Origin of the sequence: Gordonibacter sp., from assembly GCF_036667095.1 — a bacterium.
In the GTDB taxonomy this organism is placed as follows: Bacteria; Actinomycetota; Coriobacteriia; order Coriobacteriales; family Eggerthellaceae; genus Gordonibacter.
Genome location: NZ_JAVWUP010000161.1, coordinates 1 through 5661 on the forward strand (window position 1 = coordinate 1; position 5661 = coordinate 5661).

The 5661-nt window shown below is 58.6% G+C and carries 4 protein-coding genes and 1 pseudogene; 4 read left to right on the forward strand and 1 reads right to left on the reverse strand.

All coding sequences use genetic code 11. From position 1 onward, the window contains the following. The 3 genes from RR842_RS11360 to RR842_RS11370 form a co-directional block, all read left to right on the forward strand. Window positions 1-869, forward strand: an 869-nt coding sequence (locus RR842_RS11360) for an MFS transporter (protein WP_332729791.1), incomplete at its 5' end; no start/stop codon positions are given. 8 nt (window positions 870-877) lie between these two features. Then, window positions 878-1582, forward strand: coding sequence for a Crp/Fnr family transcriptional regulator (locus tag RR842_RS11365; protein WP_332729792.1), 705 nt, complete (start codon window positions 878-880; stop codon window positions 1580-1582). Window positions 1583-1725: 143 nt separating this feature from the next. Further along, on the forward strand, window positions 1726-3102 hold the full coding sequence (locus RR842_RS11370) for a DNA-binding protein (protein ID WP_332729793.1): 1377 nt from the start codon (window positions 1726-1728) through the stop codon (window positions 3100-3102). 202 nt (window positions 3103-3304) lie between these two features. Here RR842_RS11370 and RR842_RS11375 read toward each other — a convergent pair whose 3' ends face one another. After that, window positions 3305-4987 (reverse strand): FAD-dependent oxidoreductase, encoded by a 1683-nt coding sequence (locus RR842_RS11375; protein ID WP_332729794.1) that lies wholly within the window; start codon window positions 4985-4987, stop codon window positions 3305-3307. Window positions 4988-5272: 285 nt separating this feature from the next. On the opposite strand from RR842_RS11375, the pseudogene RR842_RS11380 reads away from it, so the two are divergent. After that, window positions 5273-5661, forward strand: a pseudogene (locus tag RR842_RS11380) (helix-turn-helix transcriptional regulator); the annotation flags it as partial.

Consider the following 5661-nt stretch of genomic DNA (forward strand, 5'->3'; position numbering starts at 1 on the left):
AGATCATCGCCCTGCGCCTGCTTCAAGCGTTCGGCCTGGCGCTGTTTCAACCCAGCGTGGCGCAATATCTGGCTGCCACATCCCCCACTGCATCGCTAGGAAGAAGACTGGGGATCGTACGATTCGCGACCACCGCATCGCTTATGGTAGGACCGGTGACCCTCTTCCCGTTGATCACCGCACAGGGCTACCCTGCATTTTTCTGCACGCTTGCACTTGTGGGAACATGCGGCACGGTCGTTGCCCTCGCCCTGCCGCACAAGCAGGCGGGCCCCCTAGCGCACCGAGAGCACTGCACAAAGACTACACCGCTTCCCCGCCGCCAGTTCGCGCTTCTCCTTGCAAGCCCCTTGATGCTCGCCCTAGGCTACAGTGTGGTGATGAATTTTGGACAGACACTTGCCGACCAGGTGCTTGCAAGCTGCAGTGACGGCCTGTTATTCGCCTGTGTGAGCACAGGCGGCCTGATTGGCAGCCTTGCGGCCGGCTGGGCTGCCGATAAGTTCGGACCAAAGCGATCCGTTGCCTGCACTATCGCCTTCAACGGGACAGGACTGCTGTGCATGGCGCTCGGTCACTCTGTTGCGCCGGTGCTTGCAGGCGCATTCCTGTGCGGCACGGGCTACTTCGGAGCCATAGCCACGCTCGTTACCGCAGCGGGTATCTCGCCAGGACGCAACACCAGCACGCTTTTAGCACGACAACAAAGCGCCCTCGACATGGGCATGATCCTCGGAGGACTGCTCACCGGAGCCCTGGTGCAGGTCGGCTTGCCGGTATCCGCAGCCTTCCTGGCAACCTCAGCAGTCGCCGGTATGAGCCTTTTTGCGTGGGGTATGATGTATCCCAGCACCAGGGAAAACCACTAGGGGGACGCATGGAAGCAATCAGCCTGTTCGTGCAGCCAAAACCGCTATTGAGCGAAACCATCGAACGCATTGTCACCGAAGGCACCTTGAAGACCAGGCCGCTTGAGCTGAGTCCGGGAGATTACCTGTTCCGCGAGGGCGACGATATACGCAATACGTTTTACCTGACACGAGGACTAGTACGACTGTACAGCGGCACGCCGGACGGCTATACCAAAACCGTGTTCTTCCATAAAGCGGGGACACTGATCGGATTCCAAGGATTCCGGCCCGAAATCGATCGCAAACCGTCGATCCTGAACGCGAAGGCCACCACGAAAGTCGAGGCTTTCGCCATCGATGCCGAAAGCTTTGGCACCTATCTCAAGACACACGGCGACGTCTGCTACGCCATGGCCCAGTACTTGTTCGAAATGATGTCGCTGCAAACGCGAGAAGCCGTGAACGCATCTATCTATCCCGTGCTGCAACGGTTCACGGCGCTACTGCTTACCTTGGCACGCGAGTTCAATTCGGCCCAAGCCCCAGCCATTGTCCCATTCAGCAACGAAGAACTGGCCGAGATGCTCGGTGTGCATGTGAACTCCATCACGAACTCCGTCGTAGCATTGCGCAACGCCGACTGCGTCGAACGGCAACGCGGCGCGCTCGTCATCACTGACTTCAGAAAACTTAAGGGTATAGCCGAAAATCTGATCGTAGAGAAAGAATAGCCACCAGCCTCGTAGCACACGACTCGGCACTTGATCGAAGCAGACAGCCTCGTGTACTGTCCATTCAAAAATTAAATATTCTAAACGTGGTATACTTTTTTTGAACGTATGCTTTCAAAAATATACCAAGCAAGGAATACTTTATGTTTACGACGAGGGAAGCTGCCGAAAAACTTAACGTTACCATTCGACGAGTAAACGCACTTATCGCGTCGGGCGATCTTCAGGCTGAAAAATTCGGCAGCGCATGGATGGTCGACGAGCGCTCCGTCCTCGCCCGCCTCAACCAACCCGTGTCGAACGGACGCCCAAAAATGGGTGAGAAGAATCCCCGCACTTTAGCATCGTATACGCTGATGAACCGCAACCATGCCGTACTTGACTTTACCTACAACCGGCGCACCCACAATACCGCAGATGTAACGCCCTGCGAGGATGTCGACTGGAAGCCGTTCGGCACAGGACTCATCGAAGCAGCTCCCAACCGCTACGATCTAGCAACCTGGATATCCTCGCGAGCGATCCCCGCATTGCGCCCTCGCCTTCCGCAAGCCCTAAGAAATTCGGATGTAACAGACGCCCCCGATCTCATGCTTACCTCATGGGGGTTAAACCTCTCCGACCAATATTGGTTCAAACCCACAGACACCCAAGCCGACTGGCATGAGCTAAACTACTTCGAGAATGAATATGAGAAGGCTTTTGGCGAAGTCCTTCTCGACGGGGCGAAGCGCAAACAAGTGGGCGGGCACACTCCCGATACCGCCACCCCCGGCATGCTGGCAAAAGCATGGATGAACCTTGACGGTGTCAATTGCCTCGTAAAAGGTGGCTTCGGTAACGAGAACCGCGAACCCTACAACGAGCTGCTTGCCACAAAGCTGCTTGCGCGTTTACTCGATCAAAACGAATTCGTTGCCTACACACTCGTTGAACGTCATGGTCGTACATTTTCTGCCTGTCCCACTATGTCTACAGCAGCGACCGAATTCATCCCCGCCGCAGACGTATTAACCGCTTTTGGCATAACCGAGGGTCGCGATGTGTATCGGGACTACCTCAATGCTGGAAACGCACTGGGCATTGCCAACATGTCCGAACAAATAGACAAGATGATCTTAGCTGATCACATCATGGCAAACTTCGACCGCCACACCCATAACTTCGGCCTCATGCGCAACGTCGAATCGCGGGAAGAATACCGCGTTGCTCCCTTATTCGACAACGGCTCCGGGTTCTATAGCAGAGCGAGCATCCGCGAACTCGAAGCCCGCTCTTATGTCTGGGAGGCCCATCCTTTCCGACTTTACCCTTCCCAGCAATTGGAACTGGTGGGCAACCTGCAATGGTTCGACCCTGAATGTCTTGAAGGCTTCTTGGATGATATAGCAACGGTGCTGGGGCAAAATCCCAGCTTGAACGACCGTTTTATCGAACTCGTACAGCAACAGACCGCACAACGAATCACCCAAGTCGTCAATACCGCAACCGAGCGAAACGCCCTATTCGGCGGCTTCTAAAACCGGAATCGACACCTGCTTTGCGCTCGAAAAGCAGGCAACGTTCCCCCAGTCACCACATTCAGCTACTCCCACACCCTCCCCAGCCCAATGCTGCCCTGCGCTCGGGAGGGTGAGCGCGGGGCAGCGGGAAAGAGACCCGAGCCTTTCCCCCGCGCTCATGCGCCAAGGAAAACCCCGAGCAACCGGAAATGCCAGAAACCTACTTCGCCGCCAGCGCTTTGGCCATCATGCGAGCAAAGGTGACCGAGCGGCCGCAGCAGTTGCCGGTGGACATGTTCGGGTACGTGCCGGCATAGTACGAACCCGAGTCCACACCGGCCACGTACAGGCCCTCGATGGGCTCGTAGTTCTCGTTCAGGGCCTGGAACTGCTCGTTGATGGTGATGCCGTCGAGCGTGCACAGCATGTAGCCCGACGAGCGCACGCCGAAGAACGGGGCCTTGCGCACCGGCGAGAGACGAAACGCCTCTTTGCCGAAGTCGGGATCGGCCTGCGCGTCAAAATTCTCGTTTTGACGCTCGACCGTCTTCTTCAGCGTGTCGGCCGGGATGCCCAGGCCCTTCGCCAGCTCTTCGATCGTGTCGGCCTGCACAATGTATCCCTGGTCGAGCAAGCCCTGGTTGATACCCTGCACCACATCGAGCGTCATGTTCGTAGGCGCGCCGTTTTCGAACGGGTACACACGCGCGCAGCCGTGGATGTCGAACTGCTCCAGGTAGGTGGCGTAATCCGAGTCCCAGATGTCCACGACCGTGCGGTTCGGCTGGGTCAGCGCGGCGTTCAGCACGTAGTCGTAGGGCGCCGACTCGTTGATGAAGCGCTCTCCGTTCAGGTTCACCTTGAGCCACGGGTTCGAGCCCATCCAGAACAGCGACCCGGTGGTCTGCGATCCACCGAACTCGTCGGGCTTCACGGCAACGCGGTCGAACACCATGGCTGTATGGATCTCGTCCATTCGGGCACCCGCCCACAGACACGACTTGATGCCGTCGCCCACCGTGCCGTCAATGGCAATGGACAGCGAATACTTGTTCATAGTCTGGGGCTGCAACGCCTCAAGCATGTCCTCGTTACGCGCATAGCCGCCCGTGCACACGATGGTGCCCTTGCTGGCATTGATCTTGATGTAGCCGTCGGGACCCTTCGCAATAGCGCCCGTCACCTTGCCGTTCTCATGCACGAGCTTAACCAGCGGCGTGGTGAAGCGGAAGTCTACACCTTTCTCCTTGGCGTAGTCGCCCAGCACGATCTTGCCGTTCACAACACCTTCGATGCCCGCGAACTCGGCATCGGCTGGCCAGCTCGGAATGTGCCCCGTGGCCCAGTGCTTGTAGGCAGACGGCTTCGCATGGTTGGCGGCCTCAAAGAACAACTGGAAGCCGGCCTCCTCCAAACGATCCTGGTACCAGTCGACGGCCTCGCCGGAGTTCTGCGCCCAGATGTGGTACAGACGCGGGTTCACGTAGCCGTTGGCATAGCGCGTCAGGTCGTTGCAGATCTCGTTCTCGTCGATAACGCAGCCGGCTTCCTTCTGCAGGCGGCTGTTAAGCGAGCCCAGGTTGTCGCGTACGCCACCGCCGATGGCGGCCTTCTCTAAGCACACGACCTTCGCACCCTCTTCGGCCGCCGCACAGGCCGCGAACAGACCAGATGTGCCCGCACCGCACACGAGGATCTCGGTGTCCACGGTCTCGACGATCTTGTCCTCGGCAATCTCTGGTTCCGCACCCAGCCAGTCACTCGCGGCGGCGGCAGCGGCTTCCTCTTTGCTCGCGGGTTTGGCAGGCGCGCAGCCTACCAAACCGACACCGGCCAATGCTGCGGCAGTAGCGCCCAGCCCCAGAAACGAGCGGCGGCTGAGTCCTTTGCTTTCATTCGTCATAATGGTTCCCTTCCCTGGTTCCCTCCCCCGCATTCGCTCCCTTGCAAATGCTGCGCCCGCCTGATGCAAGCGCTGGGGTTCTGACGGCTTCCACCCTACGCCCGCCAGCAGCGGGAATCGTCACGTGACCCGGGTGAAGCCGCTCATACGACTTGGGTGATTTTGCCTTGCGGCACACGGGAGGGGCACGATTTGGCCTCTCTCAGGGCGACGCATCGAGGGCACCTGTTAAAATAAGCGGCGAATACCAATGCGATGCTTTTCCGGGGAGGGGATGTCGGCATCATGGCTACCGCCGTCTCTGCACGCGGAGAATCAGCAGCGGCACCTGCAACGGGATGGTCGCGCGCCCTTTGGTGCACCGTCGCCCTCATGGCCTCGTTCATCGAGTACTGGCTGCTGAACTACACAGCGTTCCCCCTTTTCGATTCGGTGTTTATCTGGACGCGCGAGGCGAGCGCCATCATGGGCGGGCTCACCCTCACCGCCATCGCTTTCTTGTCGTACTGGCGACCGCGCCTGTTCGGCAGCAAGCGGTTCTTCCGGGCAGCTGCCGCCGTCATGGTTGCTGGCGCACTGCTTGTACTTGCCGGCCTCGTCTTGCATCTGCCCGTCGTACTGGTGTGCGGAGCATCCTTGGTGACTATCGGAACCGGGCTGGCGAACATCGTCGT

Excerpts from the sequence above, each read along its gene's own strand:
- RR842_RS11365 (WP_332729792.1), top strand. The coding sequence starts at position 878 with ATGGAAGCAATCAGCCTGTTCGTGCAGCCAAAACCGCTATTGAGCGAA.
- RR842_RS11370 (WP_332729793.1), top strand. The coding sequence starts at position 1,726 with ATGTTTACGACGAGGGAAGCTGCCGAAAAACTTAACGTTACCATTCGA.
- RR842_RS11375 (WP_332729794.1), bottom strand. The coding sequence starts at position 4,987 with ATGACGAATGAAAGCAAAGGACTCAGCCGCCGCTCGTTTCTGGGGCTG.